This window comes from Sphingobium psychrophilum, assembly GCF_012927105.1.
Taxonomy (GTDB): domain Bacteria; phylum Pseudomonadota; class Alphaproteobacteria; order Sphingomonadales; family Sphingomonadaceae; genus Sphingobium; species Sphingobium psychrophilum.
On record NZ_JABBFV010000080.1, the window covers coordinates 1 to 1,170 of the forward strand.

1 protein-coding gene is annotated in these 1,170 nt (G+C 59.9%); it reads left to right on the top strand.

Annotation, left to right across the window (positions count from 1 at the left end; genetic code table 11):
* Window positions 1-89: 89 nt before the first annotated feature.
* Window positions 90-1,153, top strand: a protein-coding gene (locus tag HHL08_RS25270) for an IS630 family transposase (RefSeq protein ID WP_169575588.1) whose coding sequence is annotated in 2 segments (ribosomal slippage) — window positions 90-581 and window positions 584-1,153 — 1,062 coding nt in all. Because the reading frame shifts where the segments join, the coding sequence is not laid out codon by codon here.
* Window positions 1,154-1,170 lie beyond the last annotated feature (17 nt).

The window sequence follows — 1,170 nt, forward strand, 5'->3', positions numbered from 1 at the left end:
ATACCAACCTTCCATGATGCTGACTCATGTAGGGGATTCCCAAAGCGGCAAATTTCTGAATCTATGGGCGCCGATTGGAGGGCATGGCCATGGGTGCAGCGATTGGACTGCGGGACGACTTTGACGCGGCGAGGTTGAGGCGACTGGCGCGCGCGACGAGGAGCGCGAACCAGGGGCGCCGGCTGCTTGCATTGGCGGAAATTTATGATGGCGGGAGCCGCAGCGATGCGGCGCGTATCGGTGGGGTAACGCGGCAGATCGTGCGGGACTGGGTCGTGCGGTTCAATGCCCGAGGACCAGACGGGCTCCTCGATGGCAAGGCACCGGGCAAGCCTTCCTTGTTGAATGATGCCCAGCGCATGGCGCTTGCAGAGATCGTGGAAAGCGGCCCGATCCCGGCGATCCATGGAGTTGTCCGGTGGCGGCTGATCGACCTGGCGCGGTGGCTCCATGATGAATTTGGCGTATCGCTGACCGAAACGACCGTGGGGCGGGAGTTGAAGAAGCAGGGCTATGTCAAACTGACAGCGCGCCCGCGCCACCATGCCCAGAATGAATATGCTATGGAGGACTTCAAAAGGGGGGCTTTGCAGCCGAGCTGGCAAAGATCAAAGGCGCCCTCCCGCACGGCACGCCGATAGAGGTCTGGTTCCAGGACGAAGCCCGCATCGGCCAGAAGAACAAGATCACCCGCCGCTGGGCCAGGCGCGGTACTCGGCCGTCGGCACCCAAGGATCAGAGGACGAAATCAGCCTATATCTTTGGTGCTATCTGCCCCGAACTGGGCAAAGGGGCTGGCCTGATCCTTCCGGTCTGCAATACCCAGACCATGTCGCTGCACCTGGCGGAAATATCGCTCGCTATCGAGCCTGGCGCCCGCGGCGTGCTGCTGATGGATCAGGCCGGATGGCACATGACCGGGAAGTTGGAAGTGCCCGAGAATATCAGCATCGTTCCGCTGCCGCCGAAATGTCCTGAGCTCAACCCAGTAGAAAATATCTGGCAGTTCATGCGCGATAATTGGCTATCCAACCGCATCTTCACATCCCACGACAACATCATCGACCTATGCTGCGACGCCTGGAATAGACTGATCGATCAGCCGTGGCGCATCATGACTATCGGACGCCGCAAATGGGCACGTGGGTCGTAATCAATGCAGCTTGGTAT